General features: G+C 63.5%; 14 protein-coding genes. 5 read left to right on the top strand and 9 right to left on the bottom strand.

Annotation, left to right across the window (positions count from 1 at the left end):
• Nucleotides 1–67 precede the first annotated feature (67 nt).
• A complete protein-coding gene (locus GKZ68_RS07420) occupies nucleotides 68–2,473 on the bottom strand; it encodes an outer membrane beta-barrel protein (protein WP_173112660.1) in 2,406 nt (801 codons plus the stop codon).
• A 353-nt stretch (nucleotides 2,474–2,826) separates the two neighbouring features.
• The gene (locus GKZ68_RS07415) at nucleotides 2,827–4,545 is read right to left on the bottom strand and encodes a M28 family metallopeptidase (RefSeq protein ID WP_173112657.1); all 1,719 of its coding nucleotides are present in this window, start codon (nucleotides 4,543–4,545) and stop codon (nucleotides 2,827–2,829) included.
• A gap of 363 nt (nucleotides 4,546–4,908) precedes the next feature.
• On the opposite strand from GKZ68_RS07415, the gene yiaA reads away from it, so the two are divergent.
• Nucleotides 4,909–5,352, top strand: a complete 444-nt coding sequence (gene yiaA, locus GKZ68_RS07410) for an inner membrane protein YiaA (RefSeq protein WP_173112654.1) — start codon at nucleotides 4,909–4,911, stop codon at nucleotides 5,350–5,352.
• A gap of 119 nt (nucleotides 5,353–5,471) precedes the next feature.
• The gene (locus GKZ68_RS07405; protein WP_173112651.1) at nucleotides 5,472–7,130 is read left to right on the top strand and encodes a discoidin domain-containing protein; all 1,659 of its coding nucleotides are present in this window, start codon (nucleotides 5,472–5,474) and stop codon (nucleotides 7,128–7,130) included.
• Nucleotides 7,131–7,551: 421 nt separating this feature from the next.
• On the opposite strand, the gene GKZ68_RS07400 is transcribed toward GKZ68_RS07405, so the two are convergent.
• The 5 genes from GKZ68_RS07400 to GKZ68_RS07380 all read right to left on the bottom strand — a co-directional run bounded on the left by GKZ68_RS07400 (nucleotide 7,552) and on the right by GKZ68_RS07380 (nucleotide 14,874).
• Complete coding sequence (locus GKZ68_RS07400) at nucleotides 7,552–9,861, bottom strand: GH92 family glycosyl hydrolase (RefSeq protein ID WP_173112648.1); 2,310 nt, start codon at nucleotides 9,859–9,861, stop codon at nucleotides 7,552–7,554.
• Between the two features lie 48 nt (nucleotides 9,862–9,909).
• Nucleotides 9,910–10,725: a bifunctional 2-polyprenyl-6-hydroxyphenol methylase/3-demethylubiquinol 3-O-methyltransferase UbiG gene (locus GKZ68_RS07395; RefSeq protein ID WP_173112645.1), complete on the bottom strand. Its 816-nt coding sequence runs from the start codon at nucleotides 10,723–10,725 to the stop codon at nucleotides 9,910–9,912.
• A gap of 166 nt (nucleotides 10,726–10,891) precedes the next feature.
• Complete coding sequence (locus GKZ68_RS07390; RefSeq protein ID WP_173112642.1) at nucleotides 10,892–12,238, bottom strand: MFS transporter; 1,347 nt, start codon at nucleotides 12,236–12,238, stop codon at nucleotides 10,892–10,894.
• 181 nt (nucleotides 12,239–12,419) lie between these two features.
• Nucleotides 12,420–13,991, bottom strand: coding sequence for an ABC transporter permease/substrate-binding protein (locus tag GKZ68_RS07385; RefSeq protein WP_173112639.1), 1,572 nt, complete (start codon nucleotides 13,989–13,991; stop codon nucleotides 12,420–12,422).
• Nucleotides 13,992–14,241: 250 nt separating this feature from the next.
• Nucleotides 14,242–14,874: a chloramphenicol acetyltransferase gene (locus tag GKZ68_RS07380; protein ID WP_173112637.1), complete on the bottom strand. Its 633-nt coding sequence runs from the start codon at nucleotides 14,872–14,874 to the stop codon at nucleotides 14,242–14,244.
• On the opposite strand from GKZ68_RS07380, the gene GKZ68_RS07375 reads away from it, so the two are divergent.
• The gene (locus tag GKZ68_RS07375) at nucleotides 14,873–15,640 is read left to right on the top strand and encodes an HAD family hydrolase (RefSeq protein WP_254244199.1); all 768 of its coding nucleotides are present in this window, start codon (nucleotides 14,873–14,875) and stop codon (nucleotides 15,638–15,640) included. The two genes, GKZ68_RS07380 and GKZ68_RS07375, sit on opposite strands and share 2 nt — an antisense overlap.
• 10 nt (nucleotides 15,641–15,650) lie before the next feature.
• Here GKZ68_RS07375 and GKZ68_RS07370 read toward each other — a convergent pair whose 3' ends face one another.
• Nucleotides 15,651–16,628 (bottom strand): ABC transporter ATP-binding protein, encoded by a 978-nt coding sequence (locus GKZ68_RS07370; RefSeq protein WP_173112634.1) that lies wholly within the window; start codon nucleotides 16,626–16,628, stop codon nucleotides 15,651–15,653.
• Between the two features lie 45 nt (nucleotides 16,629–16,673).
• Entirely contained in the window at nucleotides 16,674–17,060 is a 387-nt protein-coding gene (locus tag GKZ68_RS07365) for a VOC family protein (protein WP_173112631.1), read from the bottom strand.
• A 249-nt stretch (nucleotides 17,061–17,309) separates the two neighbouring features.
• On the opposite strand from GKZ68_RS07365, the gene GKZ68_RS07360 reads away from it, so the two are divergent.
• Together GKZ68_RS07360 and GKZ68_RS07355 are read left to right on the top strand one after the other, a co-directional pair.
• Nucleotides 17,310–20,531, top strand: a complete 3,222-nt coding sequence (locus GKZ68_RS07360) for a tetratricopeptide repeat protein (protein ID WP_173112628.1) — start codon at nucleotides 17,310–17,312, stop codon at nucleotides 20,529–20,531.
• Between the two features lie 66 nt (nucleotides 20,532–20,597).
• A complete protein-coding gene (locus GKZ68_RS07355; protein ID WP_173112625.1) occupies nucleotides 20,598–22,223 on the top strand; it encodes a hypothetical protein in 1,626 nt (541 codons plus the stop codon).
• The last annotated feature ends 22 nt before the right edge of the window (nucleotides 22,224–22,245 follow it).

Genomic DNA, 22,245 nt, shown 5'->3' with positions numbered 1-22,245 from the left:
ATTCGGTTCGGAATGCACTGACGGGGGCCTTGCTTTTAAATCCTTTCGCGTTTTTGCTCGCGCTAGCCTACTGCCCGGCGGCGCGGCGCAGCTCTTCATCGGCGCCGGCGGCGCGGCGGCGGGCGGCGGCCACCTTGCCATTGCCGAAGCGGTAGGTGAGAGCGGCCGTCACGATGCGCGTGTCGAGGCGCGAGTAGTAGCTCTCGGTGAAGTTGTCGTAGGTAGTGGTGGCGCGATTGGGCGTGGTGTAGAAGATGTCGGCCACGTTCAGGCGAAAGGTGCCCTGCTTGTGCCAGAGGCTTTTTTGCAGGCCTGCCGACACCTGGCCACGCGCCTGAATAACCTGAAAGCCATAGACTTCGCGCGATTCGTAGAGGCCGTTGAGCTCGGCTAGCCAACCCTTGGGTATGGTGAAGCTGTTGTTGGCGGTGAGGTTGCAGGCAAAGCGGCCACGGTCAAGGTTGGTGCCATTTAGCTCGCCCACGTAGCGGTTGTAATAAAGTAAAGCATTAGCGTAGAGCGTCCACCACTTGGTAAGCGTAAGCGGCGCGGTGAACGTAAGCGTGTAAAAATGCCGGGTACTTAAGTTTACATTTTGGCTGACCACGAGGCGCCCACCGTCGGGCGAAGGCTGCACCACGCTCACGATGGGCAGGTCGGAGCGCGAGTAAGCTAGCCCGGTGCTGAATTTCTGGCGGTAGGTATGCGTCAGCTCGAAGTTGTAGCTAGTCGAAGCCATCAGGTTAGGGTTGCCCGAGATATAGGAGGTGGCATCCGGGTAGGTGCGCAGCGGGTTGAGCTGCTGGTAGTTGGGCCGGTCGATGCGCCGGGCCACGGCCAGGGTCAGCGCGTGGCGGTCGTTGACGGTACGTTCGACCAGGGCGCTGGGAAATAGCTGGAGGTAGTGCTGCTCGCGTAGCGTAGCGCCGTACTGCGTGGCCAGAATGTTGGTTTGTTCGGCGCGCAGGCCAGCTTGAAGCGTGGTTTTGGGCAAGGCTCCGCGCAGGCTGGCGTAGGCGGCGTTCACATTTTCGTGGTAGCTGAACTGGCTCGAAATATCGGGGCGCGGGTAGGTCTGATTATTAGCTGTGCTCGCAAAGGCTACATCGTTGTCCGATACCACCTGCGTGGCCTTGGCGCCCACGTCGAGGCGGGTGCGGTGGGGCAGGGGTTGGCTAAAATCGACCTTAGCCGCCCCGATGCCGAGGCGGCTGTGCTGGTTGCCGCTGAGCAAGCTGCCGGGCTGGCCCGACGTGTCATAATACACGTTCTGATTGCTCAGGCGGGTGAGGTTATAGCGGGCGTAGTCGGCATCGGCCGTGAGCGTGGCGGCGTTGGCCGAGTCGGCAAAGGCATGGCGCAGATTGATATTGGCACTGCCGCTGGGCCGGCTCACGTCCCAGGCCGTGAGGGCGTGGTAGCGGTCGGTGGGCGTGCCCGCCTCGTCTACCGACACGGTTTGGCTGGTAGTCGCGAGCGAAGAATTGCTAGCCAAGCCCGTCACCGACGCACCCAGCAGCGTCCGCTTCGAGAGGTTGAGGTCGAGGCCCACCTTGCCCGAGTGTGAGCGCAGGTGCGCGAGCTGGTCATTACTTTGCACCGTGCCGCCAGCCGGGAGCGCTGCCGTAGCCGCAAACTGCCGGTTGAAATCAATGCGGGAGAAATAGTGGCGGTCGGTGTAGGCGTAGTTGCCGTACACGTTCAGGTTTTTGCGGCGGTGGTTGAGGGCTAGCCCACCCGTAAACTTGCCCTGCTCGCTGTAGCCGTAGCTGGCATTAGCGGTGCCATTGGTGCCCAGGCGTTGGTCTTTCTTGAGATTAATGGCAATGACGCCGGCCCCGCCCTGGGCATCATAGCTGGCGGGTGGGTTAGTAATCAGCTCGATGCTTTGCAGCTGCTCGGCGGGCAAGGAGCGCAGGTACTCGGCCAGGTCGTTGCCGGAGAGCGGCGTGCGCTTGCCGTCGATAACCACAAGCAGTCCTTGGCGGCCGCGCAGGCTAAGCTCATTAGAGGTGCTTAGCGTGATGCCGGGCGAGCGGCCCAGCACGTCGAGCGTGGTGGCTCCTGAGGAGAGTGGGCTGTCGGCCACGTTGACCACGGTGCGGTCGGCCCGGCGCTCGTAAAGCGGCTTGCGGCCCGTCACGGTTACTTCTTTCAACGCCGTGGCCTGGCTAGTTACTAAGCGGATAGCCGGCAGGGCTAGCCCGCCCTCGGGCAGCTCAAACGGCGCGCTCCAGTAGCGCCCGTAGCCCACCTGCGCCACTGACACGCGGTAGCTTCGGCTGGCCGGCGCGTCGAGCCGAAACGCGCCCTGCGCATCGCTGAACTCGGTTTTGACCACCACCGAATCGGCGGCGCGGTGCAGCGTGACGGTGGCAAACTCCACGGCCGCGCCGGCCGGGCTAGCCACGGTGCCGCGCACGGCCGCACGCGCCTGCGCGTGGCTGGCCAGCGGCGCCGCCAGCAATCCCATTGTTACTACTCCCCCCGCTCGATAAACCCCTAAACTTAGTCGAAATAACGCAGCGCGTACGAACATATAACGGTAAAAGAACCAGCGCAAACCTACCTTCGCCAGCTGACCGGATAACGAGCATGCACGGGCAGCTGGCGAAATAGTTTAGCCTTTAGTATACAAGGCGTAAAGATGCGGCACGGCCCGCAATACTTAGCTATTGTAAGCTAGCTAAAAGGAAATTAAGGCAACGTGATTACAAATAAGCATTAAAATATTAATGTAAATAAGTTGCATCATTAGCGCTAAAAGCCCTGGCAGCGGCCGCTTGTCGGGTCGTTGCCAGGGCTTTAGTACTAACTTAAATGCGCTTACTGCGGCCGGCTTTTCAGGCGCACGGCCCGGAACTCGGAGCCGGCTTTCCACTGCGGAAAGGTGGTTTCGCTGGCTAGCCGCTGGCCGATGCGGAAGAGCAGGCGCGCATCCTGGGCCGCGCCGCGCAGGTCCCACTTGGGGTCGAACTGGTCGGAAGGCTGGTGGTAGTTGTTAGCCTCAAACTCTTCGCGCTGCTTTTCGGCGAAAGCCTTGCCGTGCAGGCGGCTCTCGAAGGCGCCGCTGGCGTAGAGCGCCGGCACGCCCACCTTGGCAAAGCTGAAGTGGTCGGAGCGGTAGAAGCTGCCAGTTTCGGGGTGCTGGTAGGGGATGACGTAGCGGTTCTGCTCCTTGGCGGCAGTGCGGGCATAATCGTCGAGTTCCGACTGCCCGTAGCCGGTGATGGTCACGTCGCGCATCGGCCCGAAGGCCAGCAGCTCATCCATGTTAATATCGGCCACCGTGTTTTTGAGCGGGAAAATCGGGTGCTGGGCGTAGTAGTCCGACCCGAGCAGGCCCTGCTCCTCACCCGTCACGGCCAGGAACACGATGCTGCGCTGGGGCTTCTCCTTGGCCTGCACGAAGCCGTTGGCGATGGCCAGCAGGCCCGCGCAGCCGCTGGCGTTGTCGAGCGCGCCGTTGTAAATCGAGTCGCCCTTCACGGCCGGGCCAATGCCGAGGTGGTCCCAGTGCGCCGAGTAAATAATATACTCCTGCGGCCGGGTGGTGCCGGGCAGCACGGCCACCACGTTCTTGGAGGTTTTGTAGGTGATTTTATTGTGCAGCGTGGTCGTCAGGCTCAGGCCCAGGTCTGTGGCCTTGAAGCCCGGCTTGTTGGCGGCGGCGTACAGGGCGTCGTACTGCAGGCCGGCGGCCTCAAACATCCGCTTGGCCGCGTCGAGGGTCATCCAGCCTTCGAGGGCCACCTTGCTGGCGCCGTGGTCGGGCGTGGTCGGGTGCAACTTAGAGCCGCCGTTGCTGCTTTGCACCACCGTCCAAGGATAAGAAGCGGGCTTGGTGTCGTGGATAATGACCAAGCCGGTGGCGCCGTGGCGGGCGGCCTCTTCGTACTTGTACATCCAGCGGCCGTAGTAGGTCATCTCCTTGCCCTTAAACATAGTAGTGTCCTGGCCCGCGTTGCCGGGGTCGTTGATGAGCACCACCACGGTCTTGCCCTTCACGTCGAGGCCGGCGTAGTCATCCCACTTATATTCGGGGGCCGTGACGCCGTAGCCGGCAAATACCAGCGGCGAATTTTTGATTTCAACCATAGGCTTTTCGCGCTCGGTCAAAAACATGTAGTCGCGTCGGTAGTGCAGCGTCAGGCTCTTGCCTTTGCCAGCGATGGTCGCCGTGGAGTCGGGCTTGCCGGCAATCTCGACAAGCGGCACCGGCTGAAAGTAGCTGCTGCCGTTGCCCGGCTTCAGCCCAAGCTTCTTAAACTCGCTGGCCAGGTAATCAGTGGCCTTTTCCTCGCCCGCCGTAAACGGCCGCCGGCCCTGAAACTCATCCGAGGCCAGCACCTTGATGTGCCGGGCCAGCAGCGCGGGCGTAATGCCGTCGTTGGGCGTGGGCACGCTGGCCGTATCGGTGGGCGCCGCCTCGGTGGGCTGGCCGGTGGCGGTGGTTTGGGAGGTGGAAGAATTGCTCTGGCAGCCCGCTAGCAGCAGGCCGGCCGCCGCCGGGGCTAGCCAGGGTCGTAGGGTAGAAAAACGCATGAAAAAAAGGGTGTTAGGGGGATGATAAGGTTGCAGCTTGCTGCCTGCTCCAGGCAGCGGCTGCCGTTGCGAAGGTAGGGCCGGCCAGCAGGTCAGTAGATGAACGAAGCGCATAGGAGCCAGTCCTTTTTCAGCGTGGCCACCGGCAAGCTACCAGCCAGGGTTGGCCCGTCAATTGGGCTGATAAGTTGCGCAGGTCTAATGTCGGGAAATCTATTGTTGTTTTCTGTTTACAATCAAGCCTTTGTATCAAGAAAATTACCTTGAAGCAAGGAATGAAAAGTCTGCTCAAACAAGAAATCGTCTTTCGGCGCCCTGGATGAGCGCGCTACTTTTGAGCCAACCTTTCACCCCTCACTAACCATGTCTTCAGCTCCTGTTGCCACCGCCCGTCCTTCCGCCGCCTTTATTGCCGCCTCGTGGTTTGCCCTGCTCGCGGGCATGGGCGGCTTCATCATCGGCCTCTGGAACGCCACGATGGCGCTCAATGAGAAAGGCTACTACTTTACCGTGCTGATGTTTGGCCTGTTTGCCGCCATCTCGCTGCAAAAAACGGTGCGCGACCAGCTGGAGAAAATCCCCGTCACGGGCCTTTATTACGGCCTGGCTTGGTTTGCTACGCTGCTGGCCATCCTGCTGCTGCTCGTCGGCCTCTGGAACGCGACGCTCACGCTCAGCGAGAAGGGCTTCTACGCTATGGCCTTTCTGCTCGGGCTGTTCGGGGCCATCGCCGTGCAGAAGAACACGCGCGACATGCGCCTGGCGCCGGGCGGCATTGCTTCGGGAATCGATACTGACGTGGTTTAGCGCCGGCATCTGGTGGGTGGCAGGGGAGGGTTGGCCTCGCTAGCCTCTGCAAGAAGTAGTAGCTTTAAGGCGAGCCGCAACGGCTAGGCTATTCTGGCTGCTGCCAATTCCCACCCCGCATGAAAAAACTTCTTCTCCTGGCCGCCGGGCTGGGCGCCAGCCTGCTGGCCCACGGCCAAACCAGCCCCACCTGGACCCAGGTATGGAGCGATGAATTTAACGGCCCCGTGCTCGACCAGACCAAGTGGAGCTACGAAACCGGCACTGGGGTCAACGGCGACTTTGGCACCGGCCAGCTCGACCGGGCCACCGCTAGGCCCGAAAACGTGGCCATTGAGGCCGGCATCGCCGGGGCCGACGGCGGCGCCCTGCGCATCAGCACCCGCCGCGAAACCTACCTCGACCGCAACTACACCAGCGGCCGTCTCAACACCAAAGACAAGGCCGCCTGGGGGCCGGGCCACCGCATCGTGGCTAGGGTGTGGCCCCAGGGCGTGCGCACGCAGGGCCAGGGTTTTGCCTTCTGGCTGCTGGGCAACGAGGCTCCGGCCGGCGTAGCGAGCCTCACCTGGCCCCAAGTGGGCGAAGTAGACATTATGGAGTACGTGGGCTCGCTGGCGGCCTACAACCTGGGCACGGTGCACTACGCCTACCAGTACAATAACAACCAGTATGCCGACTGGAACCACGGCTCGCACGGAGCCTACTACAGCTTTGCCGAGCAGCAGCTACCCGATGCCCCCGAATGGCTGCAGGTGGACCTGGGCGCGCTCTACAACGTGAGCCGCGTGATTCTAAACTGGGAAAACAACGGTACAAGCTACGTCGTCGAAACCTCGACCGACGGCACCACCTGGCAGCCCGCCTACCGCACCAGCACCGGCAAAAACGGCGTGAGCGACCTCACGTTTGCGGCCGTGAGCGCCCGCTTCGTGCGCGTCACGGGCACGCTGCGCGTCAACCAGTACGGCTACTCGCTGTATGAGCTGCAGGTATTTGCCGACGGCAGCTACGTCAACCTGGCCCTGAACAAGCTCGCCACGTCGTCGAGCGTCGAGCGCGCGGCGCTGGGGCCGGCCCTGGCCGTGGATGGCGACGCTAAAACCCGCTGGGCCAGCGCCTACCGCAACCCGCCCTACCAGTGTTGCGCACCAGCCAGCACCACCGACTCCGCCATCGGGGCCAACGGCTGGCACACCTACGGCCTCGACTGGTACACCGACCGCATGGAGTTTTTTGTCGATAACAACGTCTACCACATCCACTACTTCAACGACGGCGCGGTGTCGGGCGCCGTAGACGGGCAAAATGAAGAAGCGGAAGTCCTCCTCAACGGTAAAAAAGTGCTGAAGTCGGAATACTCGAATATGTATCCCGAGTGGCACCCCTTCGAGCATAAGCTGTATGCCATCCTGAGCGCCGGCGTGGGCGGCAGCAACAACACCTACGGCGGCCCCATCGCCGCCGGGGCCACTTTCCCGGCCGATGTGTACGTCGATTGGGTGCGCGTTTACGCCAACCAGGTCGTGACGGCCACCGCCGCCCCGGCGCTAGCCCCCTCAACTGCGGCTTTCCCCAATCCCGTAGCTGCCACCTGCCAGCTTACCAACGTGGCCGAAAACACGCCGGTAAAAGTCCTGGACGTGACCGGCCGGCTAGCCCTGCAAACCAAGGTCAGCGGCGGCGCCGTCGACCTAAGCGCCCTGCGCGCGGGCGTGTACGTGCTGGTGGTGCAGGGGCCGGGTGGGACGCAGCGGGTGAAGGTGAGCAAGCAGTAAGCGCAGCTTTAAACCAGTAGCCGACATATAGCTACCAGAACTAGTACGATGGGAAAGGGTATGGACGGCCAAGTAAATCTTAAGTATAATGGCAAGACTAATTCAAGCCATCTGGATTGGTAATGAGGCAGTTGGGGTAACAGTTGGTAGTTCTGGCCCAACGGATGATAACACCGATGTTGAGGTGGGATTTACTGATGGGACTAGGTACGTCGCTACTTTTTTTCACTTATGATAACATTGACCGATTAAGAAGAAGCTATGCCGCGACGGGGGAGTGCTTGCACGGAAAATATTTCTGGGCGAGCGATATGATTTTAATCGACCGTATTGATAGGGAAAGTATTGTGCAGGTAATCAATGACCTAGAGCGAGCAGGCTCCATCGATGGTATTTTTGCGCGGGTAGCCTAGGCTTTTGGCTAGTGGCGCGCCGGCCGTGCCCCCATCACAAACTCCAGCGTGCCGCCCTGCCGCACCTCGCTCACCGGTAGAAACGGGCTAGCCAGCAGCTTGCCATTGAGCCTAGCCGACTGCACGTAGACATTCTTATCGGACTGGTTTTTAACCGTCACGGTAAAGGTTTTGCCCTCGCCGACTTGCAGCACGGCGCCGTGCACGGCGGGGCTGCCGAGCGCGTACTCGCCCGAGGCGGGGGCCACGGGGTAGAAGCCCAGCGCCGAGAAGATGTACCAGGCGCTCATCTGGCCGCAGTCGTCGTTGCCGCCGAGGCCGTCGGGGCCCTGGTGGTACATCTTGTTCAGAATCATGCGAATGCGGGGCTGGGTTTTCCAGGGCTGGTTGGTCCAGTTGTAGAGGTAGGCGGCGTGGTGGGCGGGCTCGTTGCCGTGCACGTAGTTGCCGATGATGCCGTCGCGGGTGATATCCTCGGTTTCGGCGAAGAACTTGTCGGGCAGGTTCATCGTGAAGAGCGAGTCGAGGTGAGGCACAAAGCGGGCGCTGCCGCCCATCTTGGCGATGAGCCCGCTAGGGTCCTGCGGCACGTAGAGGCTGTAGTTCCAGGCGTTGCCCTCGATGTAGGCCGGGTCGCTGGTAGTCAGCACGTCAAACTTGGCCCGGAACGAGCCGTCGGCCGAGCGCGGGCGCATGAAGCCGATGCGGGCATCGTACACGTTCTGCCAGTTGGCGGCCCGCTGACGGAATTCCTTTTCAATATCGGTCCGGCCCAACTGCTTGGCGGCCTGGGCAATGCAGTAGTCGTCGAAGGCGTATTCCAGCGTTTTCGATACGGAGGCGCCGCTCTTGTCCTCGGGCACGTAGCCCTGGTCCATGTACAGGCCTAGCCCGTCGTACCAGCGCTGGCGGGCGGTGGTGACGCAGGCGTCGAGGGCGTGGTTCTGGTCGAAGGGCGCGTTGCCGAGCACGATGGCATCGCAGAGCACCGGCACCGCGTGGTAGCCAATCATGCACCAGTTTTCGTTGGCGTAGTGGCTCCACACGGGCAGCATGTGCTCGGTGCTCTGGTCGAAGTGGGCGAGCATGGATTGCACCATATCGGCGTTGCGCTTCGGCTGCACAAGGTTGTAGAGCGGGTGCAGCGCCCGGTAGGTATCCCAGAGCGAGAAGGTGGTGTAGTTGGTGAAGCCCTTGGCCAAGTGGTTGTTCTGGTCGAGGCCGCGATACTGCCCATCCACGTCCTGGTAGATGGTGGTGCCCGTAAAGGCGTGGTACATGGCCGTGTAGAAATTCTCCTTATCGACCCGGCGCGGCGCGCTAATGGTTATTTTGGCCAACTCCTGCTGCCACTGGGCCTGGCCCTTTTGCCGGTAGTCGGCGAAATTCCAGCCGGGAGCCTCAGCGCGCAGGTTGGCCAGCGCCCCGATGGTGCTCACGGGCGAGAGCGCCATTTTGAGCTTGACTTTATCGCCCGCTAGGGTCGGCCCGAAGTCGAAGTGCAGGCGCAGCTGGTGGGCGGCCAGGTCGGGCCAGTTGTGCGCCTGGTCGAAGCGGCCCCAGAAGCCGCGGTAGGTCTGCTTGGGGTCATAATTCTGGCTGCCGTAGGTTTTGAAAGGCCGCGAAAAACTGAGCGCGAAGTACACCGTGCGGGTGCGGCCCCAGCCGTTGGTTTGGCGGTAGCCGGTCACGAGCGAGTCGTTCTCGAACCGCACAAACGTCCAGACGTTCTTGCCGGGGTAGTTGTAAATCCCGGCCATTAGGTCCAGAATAATGTGGCTCTGGTCGGCTTGCGGGAAGGTATATTGGTGAATACCCACCCGGGTGGTGGCGGTCAATTCAGCCAGAATATCGTGGTCGGCCAGCCGCACTTTGTAGTAAGCCGGCTCGGCTACTTCCGAGGCGTGCGAGTAGGCCGAGCGGTAGCCGCCCAGCGGCTTATCGGCCGTGCCGGGGTTGAGCTGCAGCGGCCCGGTGGTGGGCATCACCAAAAAATCGCCCAAATCGGAGTGGCCCGTGCCGCTGAAATGCGTGTGGCTGAAGCCCACGATGGTGGGGTCTTTGTACTGATACCCCGCGCAGTACGAGTAGATTTCGGGGTTGTACTTGCCGTTTTGCTCGTAGCTGAGCGTATCGGTATCGGGCGAGAGCTGCACCGCGCCGAAGGGCACCGTGGCGCCGGGGTAGGTGTGGCCCATCTTGGCCGTGCCCACCAGCGGGTGGGCATACTGCACGAGGTTTTCGGGGCTAGCGGGGGCGGGGCGCTGGGCCAGGGTGGCCCCCGGCACCAGCAGCGCGGCCAGTAAAACATGCTTCATGGCGCCAAAATACGGGCCTGCCCACCGTTGGCTCGTATTTTGGCGGGGCTAGCCCCGCCGGGCCGCCGTAAAATTCAGGCCGAAATACAGGGTTTCCTTCAGCAGGGAGTTGCGCCGCCAAATAGTAGCTTCACGGGCCAGCAGCTGCGGCACGTTGCCATTTCTAAATAGAAAGGGGGGAAACAGCCGAATGTACTGCACGTCGGCTTCGGCAATGCACAGGCCCTTCTGAGCGAGCTCGCGCTGCCAAGTGGCTAGGTTACGAATGTTCTCGTTGCCAATGGTAATGTGCTTTTTGAGCGTCTCGTCGTAAATTTCGATGATACGCTTATTGCCCCGGCGCAAGTACAGCTTGAAGTTTTGCACTACGTTGCCACCGTTTTCTTCTACCACCACGAGCTGGCCGCCGGGCCGCAGCGTGCGCTGAAAGATGGCTAGCGCGTCTTGCAGCGGCTCGAGGTGGTGCAGGGTGTCCTGGATAATGATGTGGTCGTAGGAAGCCGGCGCGGGCGGTGAGTCAAACAGGTTTTCGTAGCTGTAAGTGAAGCCCGACACGTCGCCAAACTGCGCCCAGTAGCGTAGGCGCTCGGGCAGGTGGGCGTAGTAAAATTCGAGCGTGGTGCCGTGCACCTTATAGCCGTTGAGAGACAAGAAGATAGCCGTGGTTCCGTAGCCGCAGCCGCAGTCCCAGATAGCCGCCTCTTTGTCGGGCAAATGCGCCAGAATATATTCTAGCCGCTGCACTACGTAGGCCTTGCGAAACTCAAAGCTGGCCGGGCTTTCGAGCATCTTGTAGTAGCTGGTAAGCTGGGAGTTGCCACGTAACTCGTCGAGAAACAAGTCAAAAAACGTACTGACGGTCATGAACAACAAAAGGCGCCAGGAAAAGGAAGGAAAAACCGGCGACCAGGGGCGTAGGCTGGCCACGCGGCGAAAATAAGGGCTAGCCGGGACTAGGGAGCCGGTGCCACCCCGGCCGGCGGCCGAAGCCGGCCACTGGCCACTGGTCGTATTACGCTGGTTTTCTTTCCTAAGCGCGCGATACTTTGTAGAGCTTAGCCCCGTACAAAAACACCACCGCGTAGCAAATAATGGGTAGGTAATAGGCGTGGGCCACGCTCACATCGGCCACCGGGCCCATCACGAAGCGCGGAAAAAGTGCCGCGCCCACCACGCCCATCACGATGAACGACGAAGCGAGCTGCTTGTGCCGCCCCAGGTCTTTGAGCCCCAGGCTGTAAATGGTCGGAAACATGATGCTGAAAAAGAAATTGAGCGCAATGAGCGCCCCAAACGATACCCAGCCCAGATGCTGGGCCACCAGCAGGCACATGCCAATGTTGGCCAGGGCCACGGCGGCCAGCAGGCGGTTGGGGGCGATGAACTGCATGAGGTAGGTGCCCAGAAAACGCCCCAGCATCATGCCTACCAGGCTCAGGGAGAAGAAGTAAGCCGCCACGTCGTTGGCCAGGTGCGGCAGGCCGGGGGCTAGCCCCACGGTGCGCGAGAAAAGGGTGCCCACCTGCCAGAAGCCCTGCACGGCCGGCCCCGGCCGCAGGCCCATGTAGTCGGTGCCGTAGTTGATGAAGTACGCCCAGGTGCCGCCCTGCGCCGCCGTATTGAAGAGCTGGGCCACGCAGGCCCACACAAAGTGCGGGTGCTGAAACAATTTCTTGTCGGCCGCCAGGTTGGTGGGAGCTTCGGTGGGGGCTGCCACCTGCTCATCGGCAGGCTCATCGATAAGGGGGGGCACTTTCACGAAGAAAAACGCCAGCCCAATACTGCCCACCACCGCCCCGATGGCCGAGTAGAGCACCTTCACCGACGTGAGGTCGCCGCTGGCGTGGGCGCCGCGCAGCACAAAATAGCCCCCGATAAGCGGCCCCGACACCGCCCCGATGCCGTTGATGGCGTGGGCAAAGTTGATGCGGCGGTCGGAGCTGTGTAAGTCGCCGAGGCCGTCGAGGAAGGGGTGCGCCACGGCCTCCAGGGTAGCTAGCCCGCAAGCCAGCACGAAGAGCGCCAGGCGCAGGTAGCCAAATGAAAGGGCCGTGGCGGCGGGCACCATCAAAAAGGCCCCGGCCGCGTACAGCCCCAGCCCCAGCAGCACGCCTTTCTGGTAGCCAAAGCGCTTCATAAACCAGCCGGCGGGCAGGCCCATGATAAAATATGCCCCGAAAATGGACAGCTGCACCAGCGCCGAGTCGGCCTTGCTCACGTGCAGCACCTCCTGAAAGTGCTTATTGAGAATGTCGCCCATCGTGACGCCCACGCCCCAGAGCATAAACAGCGACACCACGAAGCACAGGGTGAGAATGTAGCGGCGCTCAGTGAAGGGCGGCGTAGCGGCGCGGACCGCAGGAGTAGAAAGAGCCATCGGCAAAAGGAGGGGCCGCCCGGTACCGCCGGGCCAGCCAGAGCTTAACCTTGGCCGGGTGGTTTAGTTAAGCGCCGGGTGAAGAATGTAGGGCTGGCCAGGCGGGGCAGTTCGCAGAGTTGCCGGATGCTTGCAGGGTGGCAGTTAGTGACGGCCCGAATTACCTGGCTCCTTCGGTCAGCTACCGCCCCAGGTAGCCGCCCAAATCGGAGATGCTGGCAATGCCCAGCTGCCGGGCCTGCTGCCGCCGCATCAGCAGACAGTACGCATTATTAAACCCTAGCGGAGCTCGCCAGGCCAGGTCGTAGCGGCGCTGAAACTCGGCTTGCACATACGTAAACACCGCGGCCGGGCGCCCTCCCAGCGAATCGAGCACCGCAGCCGAAGGTTGTAATAGCACTTGTAAGCCAGTGCCGGTGTACTCCGGGTACATATCTATCTGGCCACCGCGCAGCGCCTCAAAGCAAATGGTGGTGCCGCCGAGGCCGGTTTTCGTGGCTACGGCCAGGTCGGTATTGCCCCGAATAAGGGCGGCATACATTTCTGTCAAAATGTATTGCTCGGCAAAAATCTTGGACCCCAGCCGCACTACCGCCGCGCCGGGCGGCAGCGGGCGCGGTGCTTTCCAAAGGCCCTTGCGGCGCAGCCAGCCCAGGGCCACGGCGCGGGGTTCCAGATGTAAATAGTCGACCTGGTAGTTGAGATTGGTCATGGCTGAGTCGGATAGCCGACCGCTGAGCTGGTCGAGCACCGGGCCGAGCTTGGGGTGGGCGCGCAGCAGGGCCGGGCGCACTACGGGCGCCGCGTAGTAGGGCGGTAGGGCGTGGCGGTCGTCGCGCAGCACGCGCAGGCCGTAGGCCCGGATGCGCCCGTCGGTCGAGTAGCCGTCGATGACATCGACCTGGGCGGCGCGGGCGGCTTCGTAGACCAGCGCCGGGGCCAGCACCACGTTGGGCAGGTGGGTGAGGTGGTAGGCTTTGGTGAGGCCCGGCAGGCAGTCGGCCCGGCCAATAAACTCGGGGCTGAAGCCCGCCCGCAGCCGCCCGCTGGCCTGCGGCAGCCAGTAGCCGGCCGCCAGCAGCGGCAGGGCCAGCAGCAGCCCGCCGCCCACGGCGCGCAGCCGCCGGGCCGAAAGTTTTTCCAGCGCGCCCAGCCCCGCATCGAAAGCCAACGCCAGGCCTGCGGCCGGGATGGCGCCGGCCAGTATCATCACCGGGTTATTCAGCGCGATGCCGCCAAAAATGAACTCGCCCAGGCCGCCCGCCGCCACGTAGGCCGCCAGGGTGGCCACGCCCACGTTAATGACCGTGGCCGTGCGGATGCCCGCCATGAGCACCGGCAGGGCGAGCGGCAGCTCCACGCGGCGCAAAATCTGGCTATCGGTGAAGCCCAGGCCGCGGGCAGCCTCCACCACGGCCGGCGGCACGCCCTGAATACCCGCCACGGTATTGCGAATGATGGGCAGCAGCGAGTACAGCAGCAGCGCCAGGATGGCCGGCGTCGCCCCAATGCCAAGCAGCGGAATCAGAAACCCGAGCAGCGCGATGCTCGGCACGGTCTGGAGCACGCCGGCCACTCCCAGCACGGCCGGCGCCCAGCGCGGCCGCCGCGTAAGCCACAGCCCCACCGGCACGCCCACCACCACCCCCAGCAGCAGCGCCGCCGCCGTCAGGGCCACGTGCTGCAGCGTTTGCTGGCCCAGCTTGCCGGCCTGCTCGTGCCAGAAGGTAAAGAGGTCGGTAAGGGTGTGCATATCGTTAGGATAAGAAAGCGAGGCTAGGTGGGAAATTGTCAACCCCAATCATTTCGTCATGCCGAGCGCAGCGCAGTCGAAGCATCTTGGGCGCTTCGTTGAGCGGCTCACGCGTGCCCAGTCAGGATGCTTGCCAGGATGCTTCGACTGCACTACGCTCCGCATGCCAGCGAATGCTAGTGCTTGCTTTAGAAGAAGTTGCCGTAGGTGCGGCGCGTTGCTGGGCTCGCAACGCAGCTGTTTTTTGGCATTACCCGCCGCTTAGCCGCTGCTGAAACCCATCCAGAAACTGGCCCACGTGGTAGCCGTCGGCCAGGGCGTGGTGCACGTTTACGGCCACGGCCATGCGCTGGGCGCCGCCGGCGGGGAACACCTGGCCGAAGGAAATTTTGGGAGCACTGTCGGGGTGGCGGAAGCTGCGGGCGTGCGTCAGGCCCGTGAAGCGCACCCACGGCAGGGCCGAACAGTGTAGCACATCGGGCCGGGCAGTGCGCTCGCTCAGGCCCAGGCCGCTGGTGGCCCGGATGGCCGCGATTTCGGCCTGCGCGCCGGCCACAAAGTCGGCCAGGCTAGCCTGCTGCTCGATAAACGAGAAGCTGAACGTGTGGTCGGGCCGCCCGATGGTGGCCGAGGCGTGCACCCGGTCGTAGGTATACACCTGCCCCTGCTCGATGCGCTGGCGCAAGGCTTCCACTGCATTGGCCGCCTGCACGGCGTGGTAGAGGTAGTAGAGGAAAAACGGCACCCCTAGCCGCCGCGCCTCATCGCGGGCCGGGGTGCAGTCAATTTCCGAAACCAGCCCAAAAAAGGGCTCTTCGAAGGCGGAGAAAAACTCGAAATGCTCGCGGCGGGGCCAGGTGGCCAGGTCAACTAAATGGCGCATGGGCGGCAAGTTCGGTACTTTTGGGGCGAGCGGCCGCCTACTGACCGCCCGTTTTACCCTAGCCATGCTCCAGCGCCCGCCCCAGCTCCTTGCCTTCGACGCCGACGATACGCTGTGGCCCAACCAGCCGCACTTCGACCACGTGGAGCGCGAAATGTGCGCCATCCTGGCGCACTGCGGCGATGCGGATACTATCGGCCGCCACCTCTACCAGGTGCAGCGCCACCACATGCATCTGTATGGCTACGGCGCCAAGTCCTTGATGCTGACCATGACGGAAACCGCCATTCAGCTCACCGGCGGCGCCGTGACGGGCCGCGAAATTCAGCAGCTGCTCGACCTGGGCAAGCGTCTGCTCGACTTTCCCATCGAGCCCCTGCCCGGCGTGGTCGAGGTGCTGAGCGAGCTGAAGCGGCGCGGCCGCCGCCTGATGGTGCTCACCAAGGGCGACCTTTTTGACCAGGAAAGCAAGCTGGCGCGCTCGGGCCTGGGCGATTTTTTCGACTACGTCGAGATTGTGAGCGAGAAGGACGTGCCCACTTACCGGCGCGTGCTGGCCCGCCACGGCGTGGACCCCGCCGCCTTTCTGATGATTGGCAACTCGCTCAAGTCTGATATTCTACCGGTGCTGGCGCTGGGCGGCCAGGCCATTCACGTGCCCTACCACACTACCTGGGTGCACGAAGAAGTGCCCGCCGAGCAGCTTGTAGGCCTCGATTTCGGGCGGGTCGATACCCTAGCTGACGTGCTGGCTTACTTAGCCTAGCTCCGGCTCGCTAGCCCAGGGTTTGGCCAAAAGCGGCCAGCAACGGCCCCAACGCAATGACCGTGGCGGGCGCATCGGCCAGGCGCAAGGCGGGCGCGCCGCTTTCGTTGAGCAAGGCCATTGCCTCTTGCACGCTGGCCGTGAGGGGCAGGGTAGGTGCCTGGGCGGGCGGGGCTAGCCCTGCTCGGTCTAAGTCTAAAAAAGGCAGCACCTCGGCTAGGGTCGTCACCCGCATTTCCAGCGCCAGCCGCTCGGCCCGGAAGAAGCTGCGCACGAAGTCGTTGGCCGGCCGGCGCAGCAGCTCGCGCGGCGGGCCCAGCTGCTGAATCTGCCCATTATTGAGCAGCAGGATGCGGTCGGCCAGCTCAAAGGCCTCCTGCACGTCGTGGGTCACGAGCACCACCGTTTTGCGGCGCAGCTCGTCGAGCTCGCGAAAGTCGCGGCGCACGGCGGCGCGGGTTATCGGGTCGAGGGCGCCGAAGGGCTCGTCGAGCAAAATGACGGGCGGGTCGGCGGCCAGGGCGCGGGCCAGCCCCACGCGCTGGGCCTGCCCGCCCGAAAGCTGGGCCGGCAGCATGGCCGCAAAGCGGGCGGCCGGCAGGTGCAGGCGCTCGAGTAGCTCGGTGGTGCGGGCGGTGGTTTCGGCCGCCGGGCGGCCCAGCAGGCCGGGCACCACGGCTACATTTTGGGCCACCGTGTAGTGCGGCAGCAGGCCCACCTGCTGAATGACGTAGCCGATGCCGCGCCGCAGCGCCTCGGGCGCCTGCCGCCGCACGTCGGAGCCGTTGAGCTCAATAGTGCCGCCATCGGGCTCGATGAGGCGGTTGAGGGTTTTGAGCAGCGTGGTTTTGCCGCAGCCGCTGGGGCCGAGCAGCACCAGCGTTTCGCCCTGGGCGACGTCAAACGATAGGTCATCGACTACCAGCTGCGCCCCGAAGCGCTTGGTGAGGTGCGACACGCGGATAGCGGGTGAGCTGGAAATGGGCATTACCTAACGAATGACGGGGCAAGGTACGCTGCCCGCCCGCGGCACTTAGCCGGCAGCCGGGCGGCGCAGTAGCTCTTGCAGCACCCAGGCATTGCCTTCCGGGTCCTGGAACGCGGCGTACTTTACGCCGCCCATGTCTTGCACCGGGCCCACCGCCACGCCCCGGCCCGCCAGTTCGGCCCGGGCTAGCCCAATAGCCGCTACCACCAGGTGCAGGCCGCGTAGCGAGCCGGCGGGCATGGCCAGGCCCGCCAGCCCCTGGGCCAGCACAATGGAGCAGCCCGAGCCCGGCGGCGTGAGCTGCACCACCCGCACGCCGGGGCTAGGCTGCACGTCGTGGTCGAGCCGAAAGCCGACCTGGTTCTGGTAGAACTGCTTGGCGCGGTCAATATCCGTTACCGGCACGGGAATGAGCTCCAGCTTGAAATCCATTTTTAGGGGCCTGCGAAGTAGGGGGCAACGAACTGGCTGCCTTGCCGCCGCGAAGCTAAGCAGGCGACCGCCGCCCGCCAGCGGGGCCGGTAGCCGCCGGGGTGCGCGTACCAAACCAGCGCCCGGCGGCGTTTTCCCCATCTACTGGGGCGCGCAAATGCCCCAGCCCGCGTTTTTTCGCTACTTTTGACCGTTCGCGAGCAGGACTCCGTTTTGCCCCGCCCGCCCCACCGAACCGCTGCCCTCCACATGAAGCTACCCCCCCGGCTCACGCTGGCCGCCGTCCTGCTGGGCGCCGTCGCGGCCGAGCCCCAGCTAGCCCACGCCCAGCTTACCCAGGCCAATACCACCGCCGACCGCTACTACCAGGAGGGGCTCGACCTGTTCGACAAGCAGCAGTACGGCGCCGCCCAGCAGGCCATGCAGCAGTACATGCAGCAGGCGCCCGCCCGCGTCGGCGAGCAGAGCGGGCCCGCCGCCGCCAGCGGCCGCCAGGAGCGCCTGGCCGATGCCGAGTACTACTACGCCGTGAGCGGCCTCTACCTGCTGCACCCCGATGCCGAGGGCCTCATCCTCGACTTTGCCCGCCAGCACCCGGCCCACCCGCGCGCCGCCGTGGCCTACTTCGAGCTTGCCAAGTTTTACTACGACCAGCAGAACTACGCCCAGGCCAGCACCTACTTTCAGAAAGTAGCCCCCGCTAACCTCAGTGCTAGCCAGCGGGCCGAGTCTGATTTTAAGCTGGGCTATAGTCATTTTCAGCTCAAGGAATACGACCAGGCGCGCATTCTGTTCGACCGCAACAAGTTGGAGGCTAGCCAGTATCGCTACGCCAGCTCGTACTACGCTGGCTACCTGGCCTTCCGGGCCGGCGACTACGCCGGGGCGCGCAAAGACCTGCTCGTGGCCGCCGAAAACGACGCCTACCGCGGCGTGGTGCCGGCCGTGATGACCCAGATTTACTACCGCGAGGGCAACTACGACGGCCTCATTGCCTACGCCACCAAGGCCCTGGCGCAAACGCCGCCGCCCACCAGCGCCGACGAGATTCAGCTGCTCGTGGGCGATGCGTACTACCAGAAGCAGGACTACAAGCCGGCCGGCCAGTATTTCGACCAGTATGCCGCCGCCCACAAGGGCAAAATCGACCCTGGCCTGCAATACAAAATCGGCTTTGCCAACTACAAGGAAGGCGACTACCCGCACGCCATCGCCAACCTCAAGAACGTGGCTAGCCGCCGCGACTCGCTGGGGCAGAATGCGGCCTACCATTTGGGTCTAAGCTATTTGCAGGCCGGGCAGAAAACGGCCGCCCTGGCTGCCTTCGACGCCGCCCGCCAGAGTACGCTGCAAAAGAACCTGTCGGAAAACGCCACGCTTAAGTACGCCCAGGTGCAGTACGAGCTGGGTAATCTGCCCGAGGTAATCGCGGCCCTGCGCGACTTCCGCCGCAAGTATCCGCGCTCGAAAAGTCAGCCCGTGGTCGACCAGCTACTCAGCGATGGCTTCCTCTCCAGCACCGACTATGCCGAGGCCCTGAGCTACCTCGAAGGGCTGGGGGAGGACCGGGGCGCTACCCTCAACGGCACGTACCAGCGCATTGCGTATGCGCAGGCCGCTACGTTATATAACGATGGCAAATACAGCGAGGCGCTGCCTTTACTGGATAAGAGCCTGAAGTACCCGCAGGACGATGCGCTGCGCGCCGCCGCCCAGGTGCTGCGCGGCGAAATCTACTCGGTAGGCCAGCAGTACCCCGAGGCCATCGCGGCCTACGCCGCCGCCGCCCGCTCGGCCCGCCAGGGTGGCGTGAGCGACGAGGAAACCCAGTACGTGCAGTTGGCCCGCTACGGGCTAGGGTATGCCTACTACAACACCAAGCAGTACGACAAGGCCCGGCCCCAATTTCAGGCTTTTTTGAATGACCCGGCGGCCAAGCCCACCGACCCCAACTACTCCGACGCCACCCTGCGCCTGGCCGATACCTACTACGTGGCCAAAAGCTACCAGCAGGCGCTCGATTTGTACGACAAGGTTATTCAGGCCAATGCGCCCGACAAGGACTACGCCTACTACCAGAAAGGCGTAACCCTGGGCCTGCTCGGCCGCAAAGACGAGGCTAGCCAGACCCTGGCCGCGCTGCTCAAGAGCAACCCCGACTCGCGCTACGCCGAGCAAGCCGTGTTTCAGCAGGCGCAGCTCGATTTTCAGGCCGGCGACTACGGTCCCGCCGCCGAGGGCTTCACCCGCCTCATTCAGAACCGGCCTACCTCGGCCCTGCTGCCCGATGCCTACCAGCGCCGGGGCGTGGCCTACGCCAACCTCGAGCAGCAGGACAAGGCCGTGGCCGACTTCCAGAAAGTATTGGCCGACTACCCGCGCAGCAGCGCCGCCCAGCAGGCCCTCTACAGCTTGCAGGAAAGCCTCACGGCCCTGGGCCGCACCGAGGAGTTTGACCAGGCCCTGGCTAGCTTCAAGGCCCAAAACCCCACCAGCAAAGCCACCGAAAGCGTCGAGTTTGAGGCCGCCAAGTCACTGTATCTGGCCGAAAAATATGCTCAGGCGCTGCCCCGCGTGCAGGCCTATTTGCAGCAGTACCCCGATAACGCGCTGGCCCCCGACGCCCGCTTTATTCTGGCCGACTCGTACCTGCGCACGGGCGAAAAAGTCAAGGCGCTGCCGCTGCTCAAAGCCGTGGTGACCGAAAACAAGAGCGAGTTTGTGAACCGCGCCGTGGGCCGCGTGGCCGACCTGGAGCTAGAGAATAAGAACTACCCCGAGGCCATCAAGTACTACGAGCGCCTGCGCACGGCTTCCAGCAACCGCCGCGAGGTGGCCACCGCCACGCTCGGGCTGCTCAAGGCCTATTACGACGGCGGCGATTACGCCAAAGCCCGCAGCACCGCCACCGACCTGCTGGGGCTGGCCGGCGCCACTGCCAACGCCACCAATACCGCCCTGCTCTACCAGGGTAAGGCCGATTTCAAGCTCGGCAACCTCGACCAGGCGACCACCGAGCTGGCCGCCACCGTGGCCGCCGCACCCAGCGACGCCACCGGCGCCGAGGCCCAGTACACCCTGGCCGAGGTGCTCTTCAAGCAGAAGAAATACGACGAGGCCATCACCGAGGCCTTCAAAGTGAACTCCAACTACAGCGCCTACGAGCTGTGGCAGGGCCGCGCCTTTTTGCTGCTCGCTGATGTGTACACGGCTCAGCGCGACATCTTCCAGGCCCGCGCCACCCTCAACTCGGTTATCGATAATAAATTCCCGGTAGCCGAGGTAATCGAAGGCGCCCGCCAGCGCCTCAAGGCCCTGCCCGCCAGCGACGACGCGCCCGCCCCGGCCGCCGAGGAGCCCGCCAAAACGGCCCCGGCTAAGCCTGCCGCGCCCGCCAAGGCTAGCCCGGCCAAGGCCCCGGCCACGACGCCCGCTCCCCCCAAAGCACCCGTTCGCAAACCGGTGAAGTAAGTGGAAAATGACGGGCGATTGCCAAACTCATTTTCTTAGTAGCCCGCTGGTATAAATTCTGTGTTAATGAAACGTTTAGAGGTGATAAAATCAAGCTTTACTACTGCTCCCGGTCGGCCCTGGCTGCTGGTCGCCGGCCTGAGCGGAGCCGTGGCGTTTGGCGCGCAGGCGCAAACTCAGCCCGGCCGGGGCAGGGCGCGCGGTACCATCCAGGACGCCGAGATTGAGATTGTGAAGGACCGGGTGAACACCCTGCCCGAGGCCACGCGCAACTTCGAGAAAATCCGGCTAGCCCCGCCGCCCAAGCCCACCCGGCAGGTTACGTATACTTATCCCGATTTCCGGCTGCCCGCCACCCGCCTCAACCCCTCGGTGCAGGTGCTCACCGTGGCCCAGGAAGAGCTGGAGCCCCTCACCGGCAACTACCTCAAGCTGGGCCTGGGCAATTACGGCTCGGTCTACGGCCGCGCCCACCTGCACTCGACCCGCAACGAGCAGTACAGCTACGGCCTCGACGTGCGCCACAATAGCTCGGCCAGCGGCCCGGTCGATGGCAAGAACTCGGGGGCTAGCCTTACCAGCGCCGCTGCCACCGGCGAGTACTACCAGGGCACCACGGCGCTGGGCGGCGCGCTCGACTTCGCCCGCGACACCTACCATTTCTACGGTTACGACCGCACCAAGCTCATCGATGCGCCCGATGCCGATGCCATCAAGCAGACGTTCACCCGCTTCGGGGCGCGCGCCTACGCCCGTAACCGGGCTACCGATGCGGCCTTACAGTACGAGGTGGGGCTAGGGTACCAGTACTTCGGCGACCACTACGGCGTGAGCGAGAATAACCTGCTGCTCAACGCCAAGGGTGGCTACGCGCTCAGCGAAACCAGCCGCCTTACGCTCGATGCACAGGGCTCGTTTATCTCGGATAAGCAGCCGCTTATCACGCGCACCCGTAATTTCTTTCAGGCTACCCCGGCCTACGAGCTGACCGGAAAAACCGGCCTCTCGCTCACGCTGGGCGCCACGCTAGGGTACTCCAGCGACGCCCTTTATGGCGTGGGCAAGGGCATGATTAATCCGGCCGTGCGCGTGGGCTACGCCGTGGTCCCCGAGAAATTTCAGCTCTACGCCGGCCTCGGCGGGGCCATTCAGCGCGTCACGCGCTACAACCTGAGCCAGGAAAATCCCTGGCTAGCCCCCGGCCAGACCCTGGCCGACACCCACGCCGGCCCCACGGTGTACGCCGGCTTTACCTCGACGCCGGTGAGCGGCCTGGAGCTGGCCGCCCGCGCCACCTTCGGGCGCTCGTGCAATCTGTACTTCTACCGCAACGCGCTGGCCGATACCAGCAAATTTGACCTCGTGTACGACAGCACCACCATCAACGTGGTGAACGTGCACGCCGAGGCGCTCTACAGCGCCAGCGAGAAGGTGCGCGTGGGCTTCAAGGCTGATTATAACCACTACGGCGTCAAGCCGTTGATGCAGGCGTATGGCCGGCCGGCATTCCTGGGCACGCTGTATGGTACTTATAACGTATTCGACAAGCTACTGCTCGGGGCCAATTTTTACTATTACTCGCCCAATTACGGGGCCAGCTATCCCCCGCTCCAATTCAGCCGGTTCCCCCTGTTCCAGGAGCTATACTGCGCGTTGAAACCCCTCGCCAGACCAACTCGGTTATCGACCTGAGCCTGCGGGCCGATTACCGCAT

This window comes from Hymenobacter sp. BRD128, assembly GCF_013256625.1.
GTDB lineage: Bacteria > Bacteroidota > Bacteroidia > Cytophagales > Hymenobacteraceae > Hymenobacter.
This window is presented reverse-complemented; position numbering and strand designations above follow the sequence as displayed.